Source organism: Aureimonas phyllosphaerae (assembly GCF_047943035.1).
Taxonomy (GTDB): Bacteria; Pseudomonadota; Alphaproteobacteria; order Rhizobiales; family Rhizobiaceae; genus Aureimonas; species Aureimonas phyllosphaerae.
Map to the genome: position 1 here is coordinate 4437000 of NZ_CP181348.1, position 18421 is coordinate 4455420.

Below are 18421 nucleotides of genomic sequence, written 5' to 3' on the forward strand. Positions count from 1 at the left end.
GAATGATCGTCGCCCGCCCGCCGGAAAGCGCGCGGCACGTGCGGCAGCGGCCATAGCATGGAAACACGGTCCGGCAAATGACGCCGGTCGACGCATCGCCAAACCGGCGATGTCCAGCCAAAATTTGCCCTCGCCGCACCTGTGCCGACGCCTTCCCGGCGGGACGGGCCGTCATATGTACCCGGAACAAAAGGTCGAACTCCGGTCGGCCGGCGGGCAGAAGGCGCCGGTTCACGCAAACGGAGGACCGGAACGCGTGCGAGGAGACCGCGATGACGTCGGACAGGGATCAGGAAATCCGGAACCTGGCCTATTTCCTCTGGGAAAAGGCCGGCCGCCCGGCTGGGCACGAGCATGATTTCTGGGCCGCCGCCGCCCGCGAAGTCGAGGGCGACCAGCGCAAGGACGACGGCACGCACGAGAACCGCTTCGTCGCGCGCTGACGACGTAAAACTTCGCCAGGACGGGAGAAGCACCATGCGGCAGGACATCGCAGAACATATGGACGTGATCGGCGCCGACGGCGTGCATGTCGGCACGGTCGACCGCGTCGAGGAGCACCGGATCAAGCTGACGCGCCGAGACAGCGGCGAAGGCGATCACAAGGGCCACCATCACTACGTGCCGATCGGCCTCGTCGCCGAGGTCGAGGGCCAGACGGTGCGCCTATCGGCCAATGCCGACGTCGCCGTCTCGATGGAGGAAGAGGAGGACGGCTCGCCGGCCTGACCGACCGCCAGTCCGTGCGGCAGGCGGCGTCGCCGGCCGCCATCAGACGAGTGCCGGGTCTTCCGGCCTCGTTGACTCCGCAGCCCGGCTGCGCAATCATTTCGACATTCCGAGGGGTGCACCACACAGGTGCTGAGATGGCCGGCCGGCCGAACCCTTGAACCTGATCCGGGTCATACCGGCGTAGGAACGGGAATGGGCGTCACCGCCTTCGTTGTCTCCGCTCGAAATCCGGATCTCTTGTGGCCGCAGCCCGGCCGGGGAGATCGCATGCGCCGTTTCCACGTTCCAGACCGTCATCGATCCCCATCGAAGAGCCTGCGACCGCGCGCCTGACGCTCTCGCATGCGCGCGTTTCGCACCGTCGTAATGGGGCTCATCGCCGGGCTTCTCGCCTGGCAGGCGATCGTGCTTCTTCTCGAGCCGCCGCGCTACATGCTGCCGGCGCCCTGGGAAGTCGGTCGCACGCTCGTCGCGCAGTCAGGCCGGCTGGCGCGTGAATCGCTCGTCACCTTCACGGAAGTGGCGCTCGGGCTGATCCTCGGTGTCGCCACCGGCGCGGTCACCGGGCTCACCGCCGTCGCCTTCCCGCGTTTCGGGGCCATCCTCTGGCCGCAGGTCCTGATCCTTCAGGCGATGCCGGTCTTCGCCCTCGCCCCGCTTCTCGTTCTCTGGTTCGGCTTCGGCCTGGCCTCGAAGGTGGTTATGGCGGCCCTCATCATCTTCTTTCCCGTCGCCTCGGCCTTTGCCGACGGCCTTCGGCGCACCGACCCCGAGCTTCTCGATGCGACGGCGATGACCGAGGCGAGCCATTTCCAGGCGCTGCGGCACGTGCGCATTCCCCTTGCCATGCCCGCCCTCGTCAGCGGTCTGCGCGTCGCAGCCCCCCTCGCCCCGCTCGGGGCGGTGATCGGCGAATGGGTGGGCGCGTCGGGCGGACTCGGCTTCCTGATGATCCAGGCGAACGCGCGGATGCAGACCGACCTCCTGTTCGCAGCCTTGGCGATCCTCGCAGCCCTGACGCTGTCGCTGCGCGCCCTCGTCGACCAGATCGCGCCCCGCCTCTCGCCGTGGGCGTTCGAAGACCAGCCCCCGCCCTTCCTGAAACGACCGCCCCTCTCGAGGACCTCGACCTGATGATCCTTCGCCCGCTTCTTGCCGCCATCGGTTTCGCGCTCGCAGCGCTCGGCCCGGCCCCTGCGCTTGCAGCCGACAAGCTGACCGTCCTCCTCGAATGGTTCGTCAACCCGGATCATGTGCCGCTCGTCGTCGCGCGCGAGAAGGGGTTCTTCGCAGCGCGCGGGCTCGACGTCGACCTCGTCCCGCCGGCCGATCCGTCCGCGCCTCCGCGGCTCCTTGCTGCCGGCGAGGCCGACGTCGCCGTCCACTACCAGCCCAACCTGATGCTCGACGTGAAGGCCGGCCTGCCACTGGTGCGCTTCGGCACGCTGGTCGAGACCCCGCTCAACACCGTGATGGTGCGTGCCGACGGACCGGTGAAGACGCTCGTCGACCTCAAGGGTCGCAAGATCGGCTATTCCGTCGCCGGCATCGAGGAAGCCGTGCTCTCGGCGATGCTCGGCTCCGCCGGCCTCTCGCTCTCCGACGTCGAACTCGTGAACGTGAATTTCGCGCTGACGCCCTCACTTCTGTCGGGAAACGTCGATGCCACGATCGGCGCCTACCGGAACTTCGAACTCACGCAGATCCGCCTCGAGGGCCACGAGGGCCGGGCATTCTTTCCCGAGGAGAACGGCGTCCCCGCCTATGACGAACTGATCCTCGTCACCAGCCGTGACAAGCTCGGCGATCCGCGCCTGCCGCGGTTCCTGGCCGCCGTGGAAGAGGCGGCGATCTTTGCGACCAATCATCCGGACGAGGCGCTCGCTCTGTTCCTCAAGGCTTATCCCGATCTCGACGACGAGTTGAACCGGCGCGCCTTCGCCGACACCCTCCCGCGCTTCGCCAAGCGCCCCTTCGCGCTCGACGCCGGCCGCTACGCGCGCTTTGCCACGTTCATGAAAGACAAGGGCCTTCTCGATGCCGCGCCTCCGCTGGCCGACTATGCCGTGGAGCTGACCCCGTGACCGTGATCGCGCTCACGATCGCAGGCTCCGACTCGGGCGGCGGGGCCGGCATCCAGGCCGACCTCAAGACCTTTTCGGCGCTCGGCGTTTTTGGCGCCAGCGTCGTCACCGCCGTCACCGCTCAGAATACGCGCGGCGTGACCGCGATCGAGGACCTGTCGCCCGGCATCGTCGCAGCGCAGATCGACGCGGTCCTGTCGGACCTTGCCGTCGGTGCGATCAAGATCGGCATGGTGTCGCGCACCGAGACGATCCGCGCGATTGCCGAGCGCCTGCGCGCGCATGGACGGTGCGCCGTCGTCGATCCCGTGATGGTCGCAACCTCCGGGGATCGCCTCATGCGAGAGGAGGCGATCGAGGCGCTGCGCTCCGAACTCCTGCCGCTCGCCGACGTCGCGACGCCCAATCTTCACGAAGCTGCGCTTCTGATCGATCGGCCGATGGCTTCGGGCGAAGCCGAGATGGAACAGCAGGGCCGCGCGATCCTCGACTTCGGCGCACGCGCCGTTCTCGTGAAGGGCGGGCACGGAACGGGCTCGGACAGCGTCGATCTTCTCGTCCGACCGGAACGCGTCGAGCGCCTGTCGGCGCCGCGCGTCGCAACGCGCCACGATCACGGCACGGGCTGCACGCTCGCGGCTGCCATCACCGCCGAACTGGCGCGAGGATCGGAACTTCGGGACGCGACCGTCCGGGCCAAGGCCTACCTCACCGACGCCCTCGAAGCCGGCATGACGCTCGGCGTGGGCTCCGGCCGCGGTCCCGTCCACCATTTCCATCGCTGGTGGCCTGCTTCGATGCTTGGAGACGCTCCTTGAACCCCCGCTTCTCCGATGCGCTGCGCGAGGCCAGCGAACCCGACTGGAGCGCCGGCGTCGCGCATCGCTTCGTGCGCGAACTCGGCGACGGTTCGGTCGCGCCGGGCGTGATGGCGTCCTACCTCGTTCAGGACCATCGCTTCCTCGACGACTTCCTGGGGCTTCTCGGCGCGGCTATCGCCTCCGCCGACACGTTCGACGCCCGCCTGCGGCTCGCCCGCTTTGCCGGGACGATCGCGGGCGAGGAGAACACCTATTTCCTGCGCGCCTTCGAGGCGCTCGGGATCGACGTCGAACGGCGGATCGGCGATCCGGACAAGGCTGCGACCCGCGGCTTCCGCGCCCTGATGCGCGAGGCGGCGCAGGCCGGCTCCTATCCGTGCGCCATCGCGGTCCTGACGGTCGCCGAATGGCTGTATCTCGAATGGGCCCGACGCTGTCCTTATCCCCGGCCGCCGCATTTCCTGCATGCCGAGTGGATCACGCTGCACGACAATGCCGAGTTCGGCGAGTTCGTCTCGTTCCTGCGTGCCGAGCTCGATCGCGTCGGCCCGTCGCAAGCCGTGCGCGTCGGCGGGTTTTTCACCCGCGCCGTCCGGCTTGAACGCGCCTTCTTCGATGCCGCCTACGAGGGTTGACGATGGATCTCTTCGACCACCTGACCGCGACTGCCGGCTCGCACTGGACCGGTTACATCGACCACGAGTTCGTCCGGCGGATGGGCGACGGCAGCCTGCCCGCGCCGGCGTTCCGCCGCTATCTCGAGCAGGACTACCTCTTCCTGATCCAGTTCGCCCGCGCCAACGCGCTGGCCGTTTACAAGAGCCGGACGCTCGACGACATGCGCGCCGCACACAAGGCGCTCGGTGCGATCCTCGACGTCGAGCTGTCGCTGCATGTCAGGCTTTGCGCCGAATGGGGGCTGAGCCCGGCGGCGCTCGAGGCGGCGGAGGAGCACCCTGCGACGCTTGCCTACACGCGCTACGTCCTCGACTGCGGCCAGGGCGGCGACCTCCTCGACCTTCATGTCGCGCTGGCCCCATGCGTCATCGGCTATGCGGTGATCGCCCGTCGCCTCACGCCCTCGTGTGGCGCCCCGCACCCCTATCGAGACTGGATCATGGAATACGCGGGCGACGCCTACCAGGGCGTCGCGATGCGCGCGCGCTCGCATCTGGACCGGCTCGCACAGCGACATCTCACACAAAAACGCGCGGGCGAACTCGAAAAGATTTTTGCCACCGCCTGCCGGCTGGAGAGCGACTTCTGGCAGATGGGCCTCAACGAACCCGCGTCCCACGCCTGAGCGAAGGTCAGGCGATGTGAAACGTGCCGTAGGACGCTGATCGAGATTTAGAGACCGAGGGAAGTGGTGCCCAAGGGCGGAATCGAACCACCGACACTGCGATTTTCAGTCGCATGCTCTACCAACTGAGCTACTTGGGCGCCGTTCGGGAGCCGGCCCAGGCGGGTCGTTCCGTTCGGTCCGCGCCTTATAGTCAGGCCCTATCCGCCTGTCCACCCCCCTCAAAGCCCCCGTCGAAAAAACCGTCACACGACACGCCTTGCGCTCCCCGCCAGCCTATGGCAATAGAGCCGCCGTCGGCTTGCTGCGGTAGCTCAGTGGTAGAGCACTCCATTGGTAATGGAGAGGTCGAGAGTTCAATCCTCTCTCGCAGCACCATTTTCCTGGGCCGACGGCCGGGTCGGGCGACACCACTCCTTCGAAGCCTCTGAAGCGACGAGCCGTCTCCGGCACGGATCGATGATGGTGACCTACGTCCGCTTTCTGCGCGACGTTTCCGCTGCAATGGACGAGCCGAAACGTCCGGGATTGGATCGTCCGCGATGATCTTCACGTCTTGCGGGAGACGATCGCCCGCGCGAGCGCGGCGACGGCGGCGTCTTCGACAAGCCCCGTGCGCGTCTGACCGAAGCGGGCCATGGCTCGCTTTCGAATCGCGAGGCCGAGGAACGAGCTGCCGACCGCAGCGGCGACGGCGATCGCGGCACCTTCCGCGCGGCGGCCGGGTTCTGCAAGGACTGCGCCGGCAAATGCTGCCGTCATGCTGCGGGCGAGGAGGCCGGCGGCGACGGTGCGGTCCGGTGCGGTCCGCATCTTGTCGCCCGCCATCTCACCGCCGGCCAGCGCCATCGCGCCGGTCGCGACCAGCGGTACGGAGAGAAGCCGGACGCCGGGAACCGACGTCGGAAGAGCCCCGCGTCGCGCCGCCGCGGCGAGAACGGCAAGGGGCGTCATGGCGCGCTGTCCGGCCACGAGGCCGATGAGAAGAGGGGCGAGCATAGGGACCTCGAAAGCGGTAAGCAGGTCTTTCTCCAACTCCTCCAGCCTGCGGTTGGGTTCCGGTGATTGCGGATTTTCGAGATGGGCAATGGGCTTGTCGTGCCCTCCCCGCCGGGTTTCTGCCCCTATTGCGTCCCCTACGCCCGAATCTATCGGGAATGCGGGTCGGCCGACGCGCCATCCGCTGCGATTCGATGACGCAAATCGCTTGCCGATGCGGCACGCAAAGGCCCGTTCGATCCGATGACCGTAGAGACGCTTGCGCCCTGCCGTCTCCCTTGGCGATGCGATCGAGCCTCGTGGCGCTCTTCGATCGCAGGAGCATCACGGCGGAGCGACCGAAGCTCCCCCGTGATGCATCGTTACGTCGTGTCAGTACATCGGCATCCCGCCGGTGATCGGGATCACCGCACCGGACATGTAGCTGCCTTCGCGCGAGGCGAGGAGGACATAGGCGGCAGCCAGTTCCCCGGGCTGCCCGGCGCGACCGAGCGGCGTGTTCTGGCCGAGCGTCTCCAGCGTCTCCGCATCCTTGGCGATCGGCTGGATGGGCGTCCAGACCGGACCGGGTGCGACCGCGTTCACGCGGATGCCCTGTGGCGCGAGGAGGTTGGAGAGCCCGATCGTCAAGCTGGAGATCGCGCCTTTGGTCGCCGCGTAGACGATCATCTTTTCGGTCGCGACCTTTGCCTGCACGCTCGTCGTGTTCACGATGGACGAGCCGGGCTGCATGTGCGGAACGGCCGCCTTGGCGAGGCGGATCATCGCGAACACATTGGCCTGGAAGGCCGCTTGCATCTCATCGTCGTCGATGTCGGCAAGGTCCTCGTTGGTGGTCTGGGCCGCCGCGTTGTTGACGAGGATGTCGATGCCGCCAAACTCTTCGACGGTCCGTCCGACAAGCGACGCGCAGAGATCGCGATCGCGGATGTCGCCCGGCAGCAGCAGGCAGCGTCGGCCTGCCTTCTCGACGAGAGACCTAGTCTCGTCGGCATCGGCCTGCTCGTCCGCAAGATAGGACACGGCAACGTTCGCTCCCTCGCGGGCATAGGCGATCGCGACCGCCTTGCCGATACCGGAGTCCCCGCCGGTGATCAGGGCGACTTTCCCCTCGAGCAGCCCCTTACCGATATAGGTCTCCTCGCCGTGATCCGGCTTGGTGCGCATCTCGGTCTCGAAGCCGGGCTTTGGCTGGGGTTTTTCGCCGGGAAAGCTCGTCGGCTGGCTGGTGCGCGGATCATCGTTCATGCGGGAAGTCTCTCGGTTCGGATTGCGGGAGAAGAACGGGGCTTGCGCGGGATCGATCCGCACACGCACGTGATGCGTCGTCTCAGCGCACGATGCGCCAGAGCTGCGTCGGCAGCGCGGCCGGCGCGGCCGGCTTGAAGAAGGCGCTGTCCTGGATCCGAGAGGTCGTGACATAGACCGTACCGTCCGGTCCCTCGGACAAGGTATCCGGCCAACGCAGGCGCTCGTCCTCCACGAGGATGCGGGGCTCGCCAGACGCTCCGGCCGAAAGATCGCGGATCTTGACCGCATCGTCCTGCGGGGCGGTGACATACATGTCGCCGCTGTCGCGCCCGATCAGGAGGCCGTCGGCAACGCCGTTCCGGCCGAAAGCCTCGACCTTCTGCGCAAGATCCACGGTCCCATCCAAGGCCGCCACCAGCGCCGCCGTTTCGATCCGGTACAGCGTGTCGCCCTTGATGGCCTGCCAATAGAGGTGCCGACCATCTTTCGACAGCGCGATGCCGTCGGCCGAGAACTCGACGCCGCGCCCGTCGGGTCGACGCAGCGGCCTGCCGTCCGCTTCCACGACAAGGCCCTTCTTGACCTGTGTCGAGGGATCGCCGTCGAGGACGCGCACCGCCTTCCCGCTTTCGAGGTCGACCACGACGAGCGCGCCCTTTGCCCCGCTATCGGTGATGAAGGCGTGGCGTCCGTCGGACGAGAAGCGGACGTCGTTGAGATAGGAGCCCTGAGGGGCGACGCTCTCGTCGAAGGCGATGGTCCTCGTCGCGGTATCGGAGGCGAGGTCGAGGCGCACGAGCTTGGGCGCGCCGGGCACAAGGAGGCTCTGCGCCGGGGCACCGGCATCCAGCGCCCAGATCGCGCCGCGCCCGTCGGCGACGACGCTCTGGACGCAGACGAAGTGGTCCCCGGCGGACAACTCGTCCTTGCGCGCGTTGCGCCAGGCATTCCACTCGTCGTTCGGATAGGGCCTGATCGAGCCGTCCTTGCCGACCTCGGCGACGGAAACCGGCGAGTCCTCCGTCCAGCGCGGGAAGTTGACGAAGATGCGCCCATCCTGCGCGACGGTGACCCCGGTCACCTGGTGGGGAAAGTCGGCGACCTTTTCGATTCGCGCTTTCGCGTCCTGCGCAAGCGATATCGCCGGGACAAGGAGCAGGACGGAGGCGGACAGCGCGGAAGCTGCAAGACGCGACAGGAAAGCTGGCATGGGAATCTCGGGGTCGAGGCCGGATCGCCGGCCGTGAATCTTGATCCCCGAACGCGCGACCCGCGGAAACCGACCGATCGAGAGGCTGTCGGCGGTCGTTCTTTCATCAGCCGGCTGACGACCGGCGCCGCACCGCCTCGCCCAACGCAAGGCGTGGATCGTTCGGCGCTTACCGTTCACAAGCCGGGCTTCGCGTCGCCCCTGAGGCCGAATGCCGCTGGACGCACGGTGGCAGGCGCGAAGGCGCGCGGCGTCTGCTACCGGGGCGGTCGGGGTTCGTCTGGCGACGTCCCGCATCCAAGGGGAAGAGCTATGTCGATCGTCTCGCCGGACTGGATGCAACCGGCGCCGGGCCTGCGGCTCCTCAAACGCACGGCAGGTGCGATCCGCCACATCCAGATCTTCGGCCAGCGCTGCTCCGGAACGCACGCGATCGTCCGGACGATCGAGGCGAACTTCGGCATCGAGGCGCGAACCGAAGCCTACGGGTTCAAGCACTGGTTCGTGCCGGATCAGGTCCTGTTCAGGGACGATGTCCTGGTGCTGGTCATCGCCCGCAACGCCTTTGATTGGGTCCGCAGCCTGCACCGGCAGCCATGGCACGCGCATCCCGACATGAAGTCGCTCGCCTTCTCGGACTTCGTGCGCTCGCCCTGGCATTCCTACTGGGACGACGAGTTCTGGGGCATCACGGAACGCCATCCGCTTCGTGGGCAGGAGATGATGCACGAGCGCGATCCCGCAACCGGCCTGCGCTTTTCCAGCCCGATCGCCAAGCGGACCGCCAAACTGCGCCATTGGGCGGAGTTGCATTCGCGGGCGCCGAACCTCGCCCTTCTCTCGCACGACCTTCTGCAGAGCGACGCGCGGCGCGTCGTCGAGGTGCTTGCCGCCGCGACCGGCCTGCCGACCTCGCCGGACTTCAATCCGGTCTGGTCCTACAAGGGCAACGGCAACCGGGTCTTCGAGCCGACTCGCTACGACGCGCTCTCCCCGGAGGATGCGCAGTGGATCGCTGGCGAAATCGACCCGGACGTGGAAGCGCTCTACGGGCTTCCGACCACGGCCGGCGAAGTGGCGGAGGCCGCAAGAGCGGCATGACCTGTCGTGGCGCAGGGACCGGATTCGGGTTCATTCCCGTCGGTTCAGCCCCAAGCGGTTGGGGTGGCGCTCGGCGGCCGTTGCGCCGCTCTACGGTTCATCCAAGCGAGAGGGGCCAGCCCGCGCGCGCGTTCTCAAGCAATACCCGGCCCTGTCTTGCGGCCGGTCCTGATACCTTGCGGGCGTGCCGGCGCACAAGCCGGGTGGTGTCGGTCAGTCGCGGGACTGCCGGGCGATCTTCTGGAGGTAGATGCCGTAGGTGCTCTTGCCGAGTTCCCGGCCGAGGCGCTCCAGCTGGTCGGCGTCGATGAAGCCGAGGTTGAAGGCGATCTCCTCGGGGCAGGCGATCTTGAAGCCCTGGCGGTGCTCCAGCGTGCGCACGAACTCGGCCGCCTCCAGAAGCGAGTCCGGTGTGCCGGTGTCGAGCCAGGCAAAGCCCCGCCCCATGCACTGGACGCTGAGCGAGCCCTCTTCGAGATAGAGCCGGTTGAGGTCGGTGATCTCGAGCTCGCCGCGCGGCGAGGGCCTGAGGCCGCGCGCCAGCTCCGACGCCCGCCCGTCGTAGAAATAGAGGCCGGTGACGGCCCAGTTCGAGGCGGGGTTCTGGGGCTTCTCCTCGATCGTGGTGGCGCGGCCCGCCTTGTCGAAGGCGACGACGCCGTAACGCTCGGGATCGTTGACGTGGTAGGCGAAGACGCTGGCGCCCTGGCTCTTGCCCGCCGCCGCGCGCAGGAGTTCGGGCAGGCCGTGGCCGTAGAAGAGGTTGTCGCCGAGAACCAGGGCCGACGGCTCGCCGCCGACGAACTCTTCGCCGATGAGATAGGCCTGCGCCAGGCCGTCCGGGCTCGGCTGCTCGGCATAGGTGAAGCGCACGCCCCAGCGCTCGCCCGAACCCAGCAGCGCCTCGAAGCGCGGCAGGTCGTGCGGCGTCGAGATGATCAGGATGTCGCGGATGCCCGCCAGCAGGAGCGTCGACAGCGGATAGTAGATCATCGGCTTGTCGTAGACGGGCAGGAGCTGCTTGGAGGCCGTCAGCGTCATCGGGTGCAGCCGCGTGCCGCTGCCCCCTGCCAGGATGATACCCTTCATCGCTCTCCGCCTTCCTCGATACGCCACGCCCCAGGTCGTGCCGTTCTCTATCGCGCAAGGGCGGAACTTGCCAGATCGTTCTTGGCGGCGGGCCGGCCTCCCTTGCGGGCGGCCCGGCGATGACGCAAAAGCGTGGCCATCTCATCGATGCCGCAAGGGTGGCCCATGCTCGACGTCCGAAAGCTGGACATTCCGGAGATCCTGGAGATCGTGCCGCGCCGGTTCGGCGACGACCGGGGCTTCTTCTCCGAGACCTTCAACCGGGCGCGGCTCGGCGAGAACGGCATCGAGATCGACTGGATGCAGGACAACCAGTCCTACTCGGCCGAGGCCTTCACGCTGCGCGGCCTGCACTACCAGGAGCCGCCGTTCGCGCAGGACAAGCTCGTGCGCGTGCTGCGCGGGCGCATCCTCGACGTCGCGGTCGACATTCGCGAGGGGTCGCCGACCTTTGCCCGATGGGTCGCGCTGGAGCTGTCGGCGGACGCCTTCAACCAGATCCTGGTCCCAGCGGGCTTTGCCCACGGCTTCCTGACGCTCGAGCCCGACACCGAGGTCTTCTACAAGGTGTCGGCGCCCTACAGCGGCGCGCACGACCGCTCGATCCGCTTCGACGACCCGGACATCGCGATCAGCTGGCCGCTCAGGGGCCGGCACCCGGTCCTCTCCGCCAAGGACGAGGCCGCACCGCGCCTTGCCGACATCAGGACGCCCTTCCGCTTCGGGGAGAACGCAAAATGAAGATCCTCGTCACCGGCGGCGCCGGCTTCATCGGCTCGGCGGTCTGCCGCCACCTGATCCGCGACACCGACCACAGCGTCGTCAACCTCGACAAGCTGACCTACGCCGCGAGCCTGTCGTCGCTAGCCGAGATCGAGAACGACCGGCGCTACCGCTTCGTGAAGGGTGACATCGGCGACCGCGCCTTCGTCGCCGATCTCCTTGCTGAGGAGCAGGTCGACGCGATCATGCATCTGGCGGCCGAAAGCCATGTCGACCGCTCGATCGACGGGCCGGGCGACTTCATCCAGACCAACATCGTCGGCACCTACGAGCTTCTGGAAGCCGCGCGCGCCTACTGGATGCAGCTGCCGGCCGACCGGCGGGAAGCCTTCCGCTTTCACCACGTCTCGACCGACGAGGTCTACGGCGACCTGCCGCTCGACGACAGCCTCTTCACCGAGGACACGCCCTACGCGCCGTCCTCGCCCTACTCGGCCTCGAAGGCGGCGTCCGACCACCTGGCGATGGCCTGGTTCCACACCTACCACATGCCCGTGGTGCTCTCGAACTGCTCGAACAACTACGGTCCCTACCACTTCCCCGAGAAGCTGATCCCGCTCGTCATCCTGAACGGGCTGGAGGGCCAGCGCCTGCCGGTCTACGGCCGGGGCGAGAACGTGCGCGACTGGCTCTATGTCGACGACCACGCCCGCGCCCTGGCGCTCGTCGTCACCCGGGGCGAGCCCGGCCGGTCCTACAACATCGGCGGGCGCAACGAGCGCTCCAACCTTGCCGTCGTCGAGACGATCTGCGACACGCTCGACCGCCTGTCGCCACTCCCCAATGGCGAGCCGCGGCGCGAATTGATCGACTTCGTCACCGACCGTCCGGGACACGACCTTCGCTATGCGATCGACGCCAGCCGGATCGAGAACGAACTCGGCTGGCGCGCCGAGGAAACCTTCGAGACCGGCCTCGAGAAGACCATCCGCTGGTATCTCGACCATCCCGACTGGTGGCGCCCGATCCGCCAGAAGCGATACGCCGGCCAGCGCCTCGGGACGGCCAAGGCTTGATCGCCACCTCACCCCACAGGCCGTCGCCGCGAGGCCGGCAATGACGGGTGCGGCAGCCTGTGACGGGACTTAGCGCAAGACGGGCTCCAGGCTGCACTTGGCGATCGACACGCGCGGCCACCGTCTGGCCCTTCTTGTCACGCCGATAAACGTCGAGGATCGCGGCGAGATCGAGCGGCTGGCCAAGGTGGTGCAGGCGTCACGGGGGCAGAGCGTGGATTTCGCCCCTGTCGAGCGGGGCCAAGGCAATGCGCGAGCCGCTTCGGCGGCAAAGGCGCAAGGCATCGATCCGGAGGTCGCGAAGCTACCAGAGGCCGACCGCGGCTTCGCTCTCCAAGCTGCCGCTCGGATCCGGATGAACTGGACGCCGATCGGCCTCTCAGCGCCGTCTCGCACCGCAGTCTAACCGAGGCGATGGGTGCACGCGGTGTTCCGATCGATGCACGGCCGCGCCGGTGGCCTCCCCCCCCCCGACGCGCCATCCGCGCCATCGAACGCCGAGGCGTATTGACGGGTCCGCACCGGCATCCTCCGGGTCCTGGGGATGCGCCCTACCCGGTCGCTGCGAGCACCGGGGAGGCCTTGACGCTCTGAAAGGTGCTGAAGGCGCCAAGTCCCGAGACGACCAGCGCCGCGAGCACAAAACCAACGTCGACCCATGCCGAGACATCGACGGTCAGATGGTAGAGCACCTGAAGCCAGATCAGGCAGAACGGCAGGGCGAGGGTCTTCGCCACGGACTTCGCCATCCCTGCAAGGTAGAACATCAGGATCGCATCGATCGTCACCCGCAGGCTCCATGCGATAGCGGCTCCCTCGACCCCGATGACGGAGACGCAGAGCCAGAGCACCGCGATGAACGGCACGAGTTCGGCGAAATGGAGCTTGGCGATCCAGCTCGTCTGCCCTCGAGCCATAAGGATGTTGACCGCGACATAGGCAGAGGAATTGATCCAGACGCCGGCCAGGAGGAGTTGCGCCGTCGCCGAGGCTTCCACGGCGAACTCGGCCGAAATCCAGTGCGTAAAGAAGGGAGAGGCCCCTGCGATAGCGACCGACACCAGCGGAAACAGCATCCAGGCCGTCGCGCGCACGGACATGTTCGCCAGCTGGTCGAGATTCTCCGGCGATGCGGCAACCATGCGGGGAAAGGTCACCTTGGCGAGCGCACCCGGGAGAAGGAGCAGCTTGCTCGCGAGGTTGAAGCCGAGATTGTAGAAGGCGACGCTCTTCGGCCCCGCAACATATCCCAAGACAAACTGATCGGCGCTGACCAACAGGGGGCTGGCGATGTTGGAGACGGACACCCAGGCCCCGTATCGCAGAAGATTGCCGGCCTCCTGGCGGGAGAAGCGGCGCCTGGATTCCACGTGCCAGTCATGCACGACGTGGACGATCAGGAAGGCCGCGACGTTGATCGACCGGGCGGCGACGATGCCGTAGACCGCGGTCGCGATGCTGACGCCGAACAGGTGCACGAAGATGATCGGGGCGACTTGGACCAGCACGGCGCCGGGAAGACCTATCGCCGCCAAGGTCGCGAACCTTTGCTCAGCCTCCAGCCGACCGATGCAGGCGTTCGAGGCGAGCGTGAAGGGAAAAAGAATGGCGATGGGCACGATGGCATCCGCCATTTCCGACACGAACCATTGCCCGGTGTCGCGGTAGCGGAGAAACACCTCGGCACCGAAATAGAAGAGCGAGCCCAGCACCATGCCCAGAGCCAGGTTGAGCGCGATGGACGTGCGATAGACCGCGAGATAGTCGGCGCGATCGGCCGACTGCAGTTGCGACAGCCGGAACGTCGTCGCCCGCGACAACCCGAGATCGAGAAGGCCGAGATAACCGAAGAGAAGCAGGAGAAGCGCGATGACGCCGTACCGCTCGGTGCCGATCGCACTGATGTAGATCGGAACCGTCACCAGCGTGGTGATGAGCGGCAGACCCGAGGTCAGCAGGGTGATGAGGAAGTTGGTCGACATTCCCCGTTTGAGGAACATACGCAGCGGCCGCCGGAACATGTTCATCTGACGATCCTGGAACGGACTTTACCCAAACCTTCTTCCATCTGGTCGGCGATCTGGCCGATGGGCGAAACATAGGTGTGGAGGAACGACACTTTCGCATCGGCCAATAGCATCGACACGTAGCGCTCCTGCAGGATGGACCGCGCCTTCAGTGCCATGAACCGCCAGTTCTCATCGGTCAGCGGACGCGAACCGTACCACGCATCCGGATCACCCGAGAATAGCCACCATTCGAGGAAAGCCACGGCGACCGGATCCAGCGATGGGTCGAAGAACGTCCCTGACCCCGGATCGTCGCTGACCAGCTCGTCGATTTCCGGATAGTACAGTCTGCCGTCGACGGCCTCGAGCGCAACGCGATCGATAAAGAAGAGATTGGAGCGGATCCAATGCGAGGCATGTCGATCCTTCAGGACGATGCTCTGCTCGCCGCATTGAACATGACCAGCCACGACGCCGTTCTGGCGATGGTTGGCGACGACCCGGGCGAAGCATCTCAACTTGTTTCGACCCCAGTGGTCATGGGAACCGAGGGTGTCGTTCATGATGAGCACGTCGTCGGGGCCATGGGCTGCAACGCGATCCAGGCCAGCCTGATACCCCCCGAACTCCATTCCGGAATTATCGTGCGCAACGAAACTGAAGTCGCCGGGAACGAACCGCCTCACGTCGTCTTCCGACAGGGCGCCGTTGTTGCTGACAACGACAATACCGGTCAATCTTTCAGAAAATCTTTGCCTGATGCCGCTGAGTATTCTAGCCGTAGCCTTCATTCTGGCGGGCGAGTACACGAGGCAGATCAGCTTCACTTTGAACCTATCAGTGAACAGACGGAATTTTTATTGGTCGACAGGCGTACCAAGAACGATTGCGAGATAGCAGAGTGACCGCTTCACGTCTCGCTGCGGTTCGACCTGGGTCCACCCAGAATCCGCCCCCTCGAGATTTCGCCCGGCGGCTTTGGCTGCAGGATGGAAGAGGTGGTCCATGCCGGACAGCATCGCCTAGCTCCTTCTTACCGCATGGATAGCCGATCCGCGCCGAGATAGATGCGTCGGGCATCGGCATCCGAAGCTCCCGCGAACAATCGGTCGCCGCCAAAACGATCACAGCGCCCGGCGGTGCGAAACGAGGTTGACACACGCATTGTCCCGTCGACCTCTTTCCGATCGCCGCAGGAGATATCCTATAAATGAAAATTTGCAAATGAGCGGGGCGTCCCATTCGGATCGTCGGTGCGCGGCAAGGCCGCCGCCTGAAGAAAGGATCCGCGCCGCACTGTCGGCTCGATAATGTGGCGACCATTTCCAGCCTTCAAGGAGGGGCTCGTATGACTTCTCCGCCTTTGCGGACGGATGTCGCTGCTGAATGAATTTCAAGACCCGGTCGGCTACGCGGCGGACAAGCGTCTGCGCACCAGTTGTTTCCTTCGGTCGAGGCTTCCCCAAAGGATCGAGGCCTTCCTGACGCTCCACATCGAGCGCACCTCCGCCGGGCCAACGGGTGCTCTCGGTCCGGACAGGGTTCAAAGCCGGCCATTCAGGATCCAGCTTGGGCTGCCGAGTCTCCGGCAACCGACCATGTGCAAGATCGTGCCGATCGCACCGAGGGATCGCTTGGCTTCCCAACGCAGTTTCCACGCATTAAGGGAGCGCCCGATGGTCTATATCCTGCAGAACCTCTTCCCCATCCTCGCCGCTGCCGTCGCCGGGTTGCTGTTGGGCCTCGTCTGGTGGAAGGCGACCGATGGTTCGGCGGCCAGCGGGAGGCCATCCGGACGCTTCCTTGCCGTCGCCTTCGTGGCCGAGTTCTGGCTGGCCTGCATCCTGGCGGGCGCGCTGATTCTCGCACCGCCGGAGGCCGGAACCTGGGTGATGGCGATCGGCACGCCGATCGTGATCTGGGTCGGCTTCGTGCTCCCCGCGCTGGTCGTCAGCTTCGGGCGGCGCGCCGTGCCGGGACGAACGATCGCGGCCGAAGGCGGGCACTGGCTCGCCGTCATGGTGCTGCAGGCCGTCGTCCTCCAAGCGATCGGCCTCACGCCGCCGCCGACCTGACAGCGACCGTCAGGCGCCTGGCTAGGAAGCGCGCCGGTTTCTGACCGCGGACCAGAGCGGCGCGACGACCTTTCCGACGATCGGGATCAGCGCGAAGCCGAAGACGAGACCGACGATCCCCGACCCGACGGCGGTGACGATCCACTGCATCGCGCCGGCCGCCGCAGGGACGGCGTTGCCGACCGCGACCGCGGCGTCGTGGACGAGATGCTCCGGGGCTGCGAAGCCGAAGGTCGCGAGGCTGTGGACGATGATCCCGCCGCCGACCCAGACCATCGCAGCCGTTCCCACGACCGCCAGCGCCTTGAGAAACCCCGGCATGCCGCGCACGAGACCGCGCCCCATTGCCGCGAGCAGGCCGGTTCCGCGCCGGGCGAGTGCCAGTCCGGCATCGTCCGCCTTCACGATCAGCGCCACGGCCCCATAGACCGCTGCCGTGATGCAGACGGCGACCAGCGCCATGATCACCGCCTGCATCCAGAACGTCGTCGCTTCGAGGCTCGAGAGGGTGATCGCCATGATCTCGGCGGACAGGATGAAGTCTGTCCGGATGGCGCCGGCGACGCGCTCGTTCTCGAGCGTCACGGGGTCGACGGCGGTGGCAGTCGACGACGCCTCGTGGGCGTGCGCCTCATGCGGCACGACCATCTCGTAGATCTTTTCGGCGCCCTCATAGGCGAGATAGAGGCCGCCGACGAAGAGAAGCGGCGTGATCGCCCACGGGGCGAAGGCCTGCAGCAGGAGGGCGATCGGCAAGAGGATCACCAGCTTGTTGAACAGGGACCCGCGCGCGATGCGCCAGACGATCGGAAGCTCGCGGTCGGGCTTGAAGCCGACGACATATCGCGGTGTGACCGCCGCATCGTCGATCACCACGCCGGCCGCCTTGGTGCCGGCCTTGGCGGTCAGGGCGGCGACGTCGTCGAGGGACGCGGCCGCGACCTTCGTCAGGGCAACGACGTCATCGAGAAGGGCAAGAAGGCCGACGCTCACGTGCGCTCGCTCCGGTTGTCGTGTCCGGCGGGCATATGGGGCCGGACCGCGCGCAAGGAAGCCGTCGAGAACCCGATCGGCGGAGCCAGGTGGCCGGTCGTGCGTTGCCCTCGTCTCAACAGGGGAGACCAAGATGGCCGACATGACGCTCAAGGACATTTCCGACGCAATGGCCGACATCGACTTCTGCATGCTGTCGACCCGCACCGAGAGCGGCGACATTGCAGCGCGTCCGATGTCCAACAACGGCGACGTGGCCTATGAGGGCGACTCGTATTTCTTCACCTACGAGGAAGCCCGGACGGTGTCCGATATCGAGCGCGACCCGAAGGTCGGCCTCGGCTTCCAGGGCAAGAAGGGGCTCCTCGGCAAGCCACCGCTCTTCATCTCGGTGGAGGGTCGCGCCGAACTGATCCGCGATAAGGCCGCTTTCGAGGCACACTGGACCAAGGATCTGGAATACTGGTTCAAGGATGGGGTCGATACGCCGAACCTCGTGCTGATCAAGGTCCACGCGACGCGCATCCACTTCTGGAACGGCCAGGACGAAGGCGAGGTACCCATGCGCTAAACACGATGCCGGGGCGTTGCCGGAACCATCCGGCGCGCCGAGGGCGCCGCCGGATGGTCGATCCCGAGAGTTACTCGGGCGTCTGCGCCGGCACGATGCCGCCGGACGGGGTCGAGTTCTTGCCGGTCGGCGCCACGCGCCCGGGGCTGGCTGACTGGCAGCCTGCCACGGCGAGGGCCGAAATCAGCAGCGCGGTGATGGTGAAGGCTTTCATGGTCGTCTCCGTCATGTCCCGACGCTGCAAAGGCCCGGAAATGAGCGCTTCATGCCTTGCGGGTCCGTAGCCCCTCAAAGGTCTTCGCCGTCCGCTGGTTCCCAAGAACGGCTGGACGTCCGCGGGACAGGGGGACGCCGGGATCGAGCACACGCGGTGTCAGCCGATCG

The 18421-nt window shown here is 66.6% G+C and carries 21 protein-coding genes, 2 tRNA genes and 1 riboswitch; of the genes, 14 read left to right on the plus strand and 9 right to left on the minus strand.

The window, feature by feature from the left end; genetic code table 11:
• The first annotated feature begins 272 nt into the window (after positions 1 to 272).
• The 7 genes from ACLNGM_RS21315 (at position 273) to tenA (ending at position 4940) form a co-directional block, all read left to right on the plus strand.
• Positions 273 to 443 (plus strand): DUF2934 domain-containing protein, encoded by a 171-nt coding sequence (locus tag ACLNGM_RS21315; RefSeq protein ID WP_090961835.1) that lies wholly within the window; start codon positions 273 to 275, stop codon positions 441 to 443.
• 34 nt (positions 444 to 477) lie between these two features.
• A complete protein-coding gene (locus tag ACLNGM_RS21320) occupies positions 478 to 729 on the plus strand; it encodes a DUF2171 domain-containing protein (protein ID WP_090961837.1) in 252 nt (83 codons plus the stop codon).
• A 102-nt stretch (positions 730 to 831) separates the two neighbouring features.
• Positions 832 to 936: riboswitch (TPP riboswitch) on the plus strand.
• Between the two features lie 138 nt (positions 937 to 1074).
• The gene (locus tag ACLNGM_RS21325; protein WP_416356482.1) at positions 1075 to 1866 is read left to right on the plus strand and encodes an ABC transporter permease; all 792 of its coding nucleotides are present in this window, start codon (positions 1075 to 1077) and stop codon (positions 1864 to 1866) included.
• Between the two features lie 2 nt (positions 1867 to 1868).
• Complete coding sequence (locus ACLNGM_RS21330; RefSeq protein ID WP_416358515.1) at positions 1869 to 2816, plus strand: ABC transporter substrate-binding protein; 948 nt, start codon at positions 1869 to 1871, stop codon at positions 2814 to 2816.
• Positions 2813 to 3634: a bifunctional hydroxymethylpyrimidine kinase/phosphomethylpyrimidine kinase gene (gene thiD / locus ACLNGM_RS21335; protein WP_090961844.1), complete on the plus strand. Its 822-nt coding sequence runs from the start codon at positions 2813 to 2815 to the stop codon at positions 3632 to 3634. Before ACLNGM_RS21330 ends, thiD begins: the two co-directional genes overlap by 4 nt.
• Positions 3631 to 4272: a TenA family protein gene (locus ACLNGM_RS21340; protein ID WP_416356483.1), complete on the plus strand. Its 642-nt coding sequence runs from the start codon at positions 3631 to 3633 to the stop codon at positions 4270 to 4272. The genes thiD and ACLNGM_RS21340 overlap by 4 nt, the downstream gene beginning before the upstream one ends.
• Positions 4273 to 4274: 2 nt before the next feature.
• Complete coding sequence (gene tenA / locus ACLNGM_RS21345; protein ID WP_416356484.1) at positions 4275 to 4940, plus strand: thiaminase II; 666 nt, start codon at positions 4275 to 4277, stop codon at positions 4938 to 4940.
• Between the two features lie 64 nt (positions 4941 to 5004).
• On the opposite strand, the gene ACLNGM_RS21350 is transcribed toward tenA, so the two are convergent.
• A tRNA-Phe gene (locus ACLNGM_RS21350) sits at positions 5005 to 5080 on the minus strand.
• A gap of 163 nt (positions 5081 to 5243) precedes the next feature.
• Here ACLNGM_RS21350 and ACLNGM_RS21355 point away from each other — a divergent pair.
• Positions 5244 to 5318, plus strand: a tRNA-Thr gene (locus tag ACLNGM_RS21355).
• Between the two features lie 171 nt (positions 5319 to 5489).
• Here the strand turns inward: ACLNGM_RS21355 and ACLNGM_RS21360 are convergent.
• The 3 genes from ACLNGM_RS21360 to ACLNGM_RS21370 form a co-directional block, all read right to left on the minus strand.
• On the minus strand, positions 5490 to 5939 hold the full coding sequence (locus ACLNGM_RS21360) for a DUF4126 domain-containing protein (RefSeq protein ID WP_416356485.1): 450 nt from the start codon (positions 5937 to 5939) through the stop codon (positions 5490 to 5492).
• A 372-nt stretch (positions 5940 to 6311) separates the two neighbouring features.
• Positions 6312 to 7187 carry an SDR family oxidoreductase gene (locus ACLNGM_RS21365; RefSeq protein ID WP_416356486.1) on the minus strand — a complete coding sequence of 292 codons (876 nt, stop codon included), beginning with the start codon at positions 7185 to 7187 and terminating at the stop codon, positions 6312 to 6314.
• An 82-nt stretch (positions 7188 to 7269) separates the two neighbouring features.
• Entirely contained in the window at positions 7270 to 8400 is a 1131-nt protein-coding gene (locus tag ACLNGM_RS21370) for an L-dopachrome tautomerase-related protein (protein WP_416356487.1), read from the minus strand.
• A 312-nt stretch (positions 8401 to 8712) separates the two neighbouring features.
• Between ACLNGM_RS21370 and ACLNGM_RS21375 the strand changes: the two genes are divergently transcribed.
• Entirely contained in the window at positions 8713 to 9501 is a 789-nt protein-coding gene (locus ACLNGM_RS21375) for a hypothetical protein (protein WP_090966472.1), read from the plus strand.
• Positions 9502 to 9714: 213 nt separating this feature from the next.
• Here the strand turns inward: ACLNGM_RS21375 and rfbA are convergent, their stop codons facing one another.
• Positions 9715 to 10590: a glucose-1-phosphate thymidylyltransferase RfbA gene (gene rfbA, locus ACLNGM_RS21380; protein ID WP_416355161.1), complete on the minus strand. Its 876-nt coding sequence runs from the start codon at positions 10588 to 10590 to the stop codon at positions 9715 to 9717.
• A 165-nt stretch (positions 10591 to 10755) separates the two neighbouring features.
• Here rfbA and rfbC point away from each other — a divergent pair, with 165 nt between their 5' ends.
• The 3 genes from rfbC (at position 10756) to ACLNGM_RS21395 (ending at position 12795) form a co-directional block, all read left to right on the plus strand.
• Positions 10756 to 11331, plus strand: a complete 576-nt coding sequence (rfbC, locus tag ACLNGM_RS21385) for a dTDP-4-dehydrorhamnose 3,5-epimerase (protein WP_416355162.1) — start codon at positions 10756 to 10758, stop codon at positions 11329 to 11331.
• Positions 11328 to 12389 (plus strand): dTDP-glucose 4,6-dehydratase, encoded by a 1062-nt coding sequence (gene rfbB, locus ACLNGM_RS21390; RefSeq protein WP_090966019.1) that lies wholly within the window; start codon positions 11328 to 11330, stop codon positions 12387 to 12389. Before rfbC ends, rfbB begins: the two co-directional genes overlap by 4 nt.
• Positions 12390 to 12486: 97 nt before the next feature.
• On the plus strand, positions 12487 to 12795 hold the full coding sequence (locus ACLNGM_RS21395; protein ID WP_416356488.1) for a hypothetical protein: 309 nt from the start codon (positions 12487 to 12489) through the stop codon (positions 12793 to 12795).
• Positions 12796 to 12940: 145 nt separating this feature from the next.
• Here the strand turns inward: ACLNGM_RS21395 and ACLNGM_RS21400 are convergent, their stop codons facing one another.
• Positions 12941 to 14416 carry an oligosaccharide flippase family protein gene (locus ACLNGM_RS21400; protein WP_416356489.1) on the minus strand — a complete coding sequence of 492 codons (1476 nt, stop codon included), beginning with the start codon at positions 14414 to 14416 and terminating at the stop codon, positions 12941 to 12943.
• Positions 14413 to 15135 carry a hypothetical protein gene (locus tag ACLNGM_RS21405; RefSeq protein WP_416356490.1) on the minus strand — a complete coding sequence of 241 codons (723 nt, stop codon included), beginning with the start codon at positions 15133 to 15135 and terminating at the stop codon, positions 14413 to 14415. Before ACLNGM_RS21405 ends, ACLNGM_RS21400 begins: the two co-directional genes overlap by 4 nt.
• Before the next feature lie 939 nt (positions 15136 to 16074).
• Between ACLNGM_RS21405 and ACLNGM_RS21410 the strand changes: the two genes are divergently transcribed.
• Positions 16075 to 16473: a DUF1761 domain-containing protein gene (locus tag ACLNGM_RS21410; RefSeq protein ID WP_090965602.1), complete on the plus strand. Its 399-nt coding sequence runs from the start codon at positions 16075 to 16077 to the stop codon at positions 16471 to 16473.
• A 21-nt stretch (positions 16474 to 16494) separates the two neighbouring features.
• Here ACLNGM_RS21410 and ACLNGM_RS21415 read toward each other — a convergent pair whose 3' ends face one another.
• Positions 16495 to 17466 carry a DUF808 domain-containing protein gene (locus ACLNGM_RS21415; RefSeq protein WP_416356491.1) on the minus strand — a complete coding sequence of 324 codons (972 nt, stop codon included), beginning with the start codon at positions 17464 to 17466 and terminating at the stop codon, positions 16495 to 16497.
• Positions 17467 to 17599: 133 nt separating this feature from the next.
• Between ACLNGM_RS21415 and ACLNGM_RS21420 the strand changes: the two genes are divergently transcribed.
• Positions 17600 to 18037: a pyridoxamine 5'-phosphate oxidase family protein gene (locus ACLNGM_RS21420; protein WP_416356492.1), complete on the plus strand. Its 438-nt coding sequence runs from the start codon at positions 17600 to 17602 to the stop codon at positions 18035 to 18037.
• Positions 18038 to 18107: 70 nt separating this feature from the next.
• Here the strand turns inward: ACLNGM_RS21420 and ACLNGM_RS21425 are convergent, their stop codons facing one another.
• The gene (locus ACLNGM_RS21425) at positions 18108 to 18251 is read right to left on the minus strand and encodes a hypothetical protein (RefSeq protein ID WP_175526908.1); all 144 of its coding nucleotides are present in this window, start codon (positions 18249 to 18251) and stop codon (positions 18108 to 18110) included.
• Positions 18252 to 18421: the final 170 nt, after the last annotated feature.

Bases quoted from the DNA above. Each gene is read 5' to 3' on its own strand.
- ACLNGM_RS21425 (WP_175526908.1), bottom strand. From the start codon at position 18,251: ATGAAAGCCTTCACCATCACCGCGCTGCTGATTTCGGCCCTCGCCGTG.
- ACLNGM_RS21410 (WP_090965602.1), top strand. From the start codon at position 16,075: ATGGTCTATATCCTGCAGAACCTCTTCCCCATCCTCGCCGCTGCCGTC.
- ACLNGM_RS21315 (WP_090961835.1), top strand. From the start codon at position 273: ATGACGTCGGACAGGGATCAGGAAATCCGGAACCTGGCCTATTTCCTC.
- ACLNGM_RS21370 (WP_416356487.1), bottom strand. From the start codon at position 8,400: ATGCCAGCTTTCCTGTCGCGTCTTGCAGCTTCCGCGCTGTCCGCCTCC.
- ACLNGM_RS21325 (WP_416356482.1), top strand. From the start codon at position 1,075: ATGCGCGCGTTTCGCACCGTCGTAATGGGGCTCATCGCCGGGCTTCTC.
- rfbB (WP_090966019.1), top strand. From the start codon at position 11,328: ATGAAGATCCTCGTCACCGGCGGCGCCGGCTTCATCGGCTCGGCGGTC.
- ACLNGM_RS21420 (WP_416356492.1), top strand. From the start codon at position 17,600: ATGGCCGACATGACGCTCAAGGACATTTCCGACGCAATGGCCGACATC.
- ACLNGM_RS21360 (WP_416356485.1), bottom strand. From the start codon at position 5,939: ATGCTCGCCCCTCTTCTCATCGGCCTCGTGGCCGGACAGCGCGCCATG.
- ACLNGM_RS21365 (WP_416356486.1), bottom strand. From the start codon at position 7,187: ATGAACGATGATCCGCGCACCAGCCAGCCGACGAGCTTTCCCGGCGAA.
- ACLNGM_RS21400 (WP_416356489.1), bottom strand. From the start codon at position 14,416: ATGAACATGTTCCGGCGGCCGCTGCGTATGTTCCTCAAACGGGGAATG.
- ACLNGM_RS21320 (WP_090961837.1), top strand. From the start codon at position 478: ATGCGGCAGGACATCGCAGAACATATGGACGTGATCGGCGCCGACGGC.
- ACLNGM_RS21375 (WP_090966472.1), top strand. From the start codon at position 8,713: ATGTCGATCGTCTCGCCGGACTGGATGCAACCGGCGCCGGGCCTGCGG.
- rfbA (WP_416355161.1), bottom strand. From the start codon at position 10,590: ATGAAGGGTATCATCCTGGCAGGGGGCAGCGGCACGCGGCTGCACCCG.
- tenA (WP_416356484.1), top strand. From the start codon at position 4,275: ATGGATCTCTTCGACCACCTGACCGCGACTGCCGGCTCGCACTGGACC.
- rfbC (WP_416355162.1), top strand. From the start codon at position 10,756: ATGCTCGACGTCCGAAAGCTGGACATTCCGGAGATCCTGGAGATCGTG.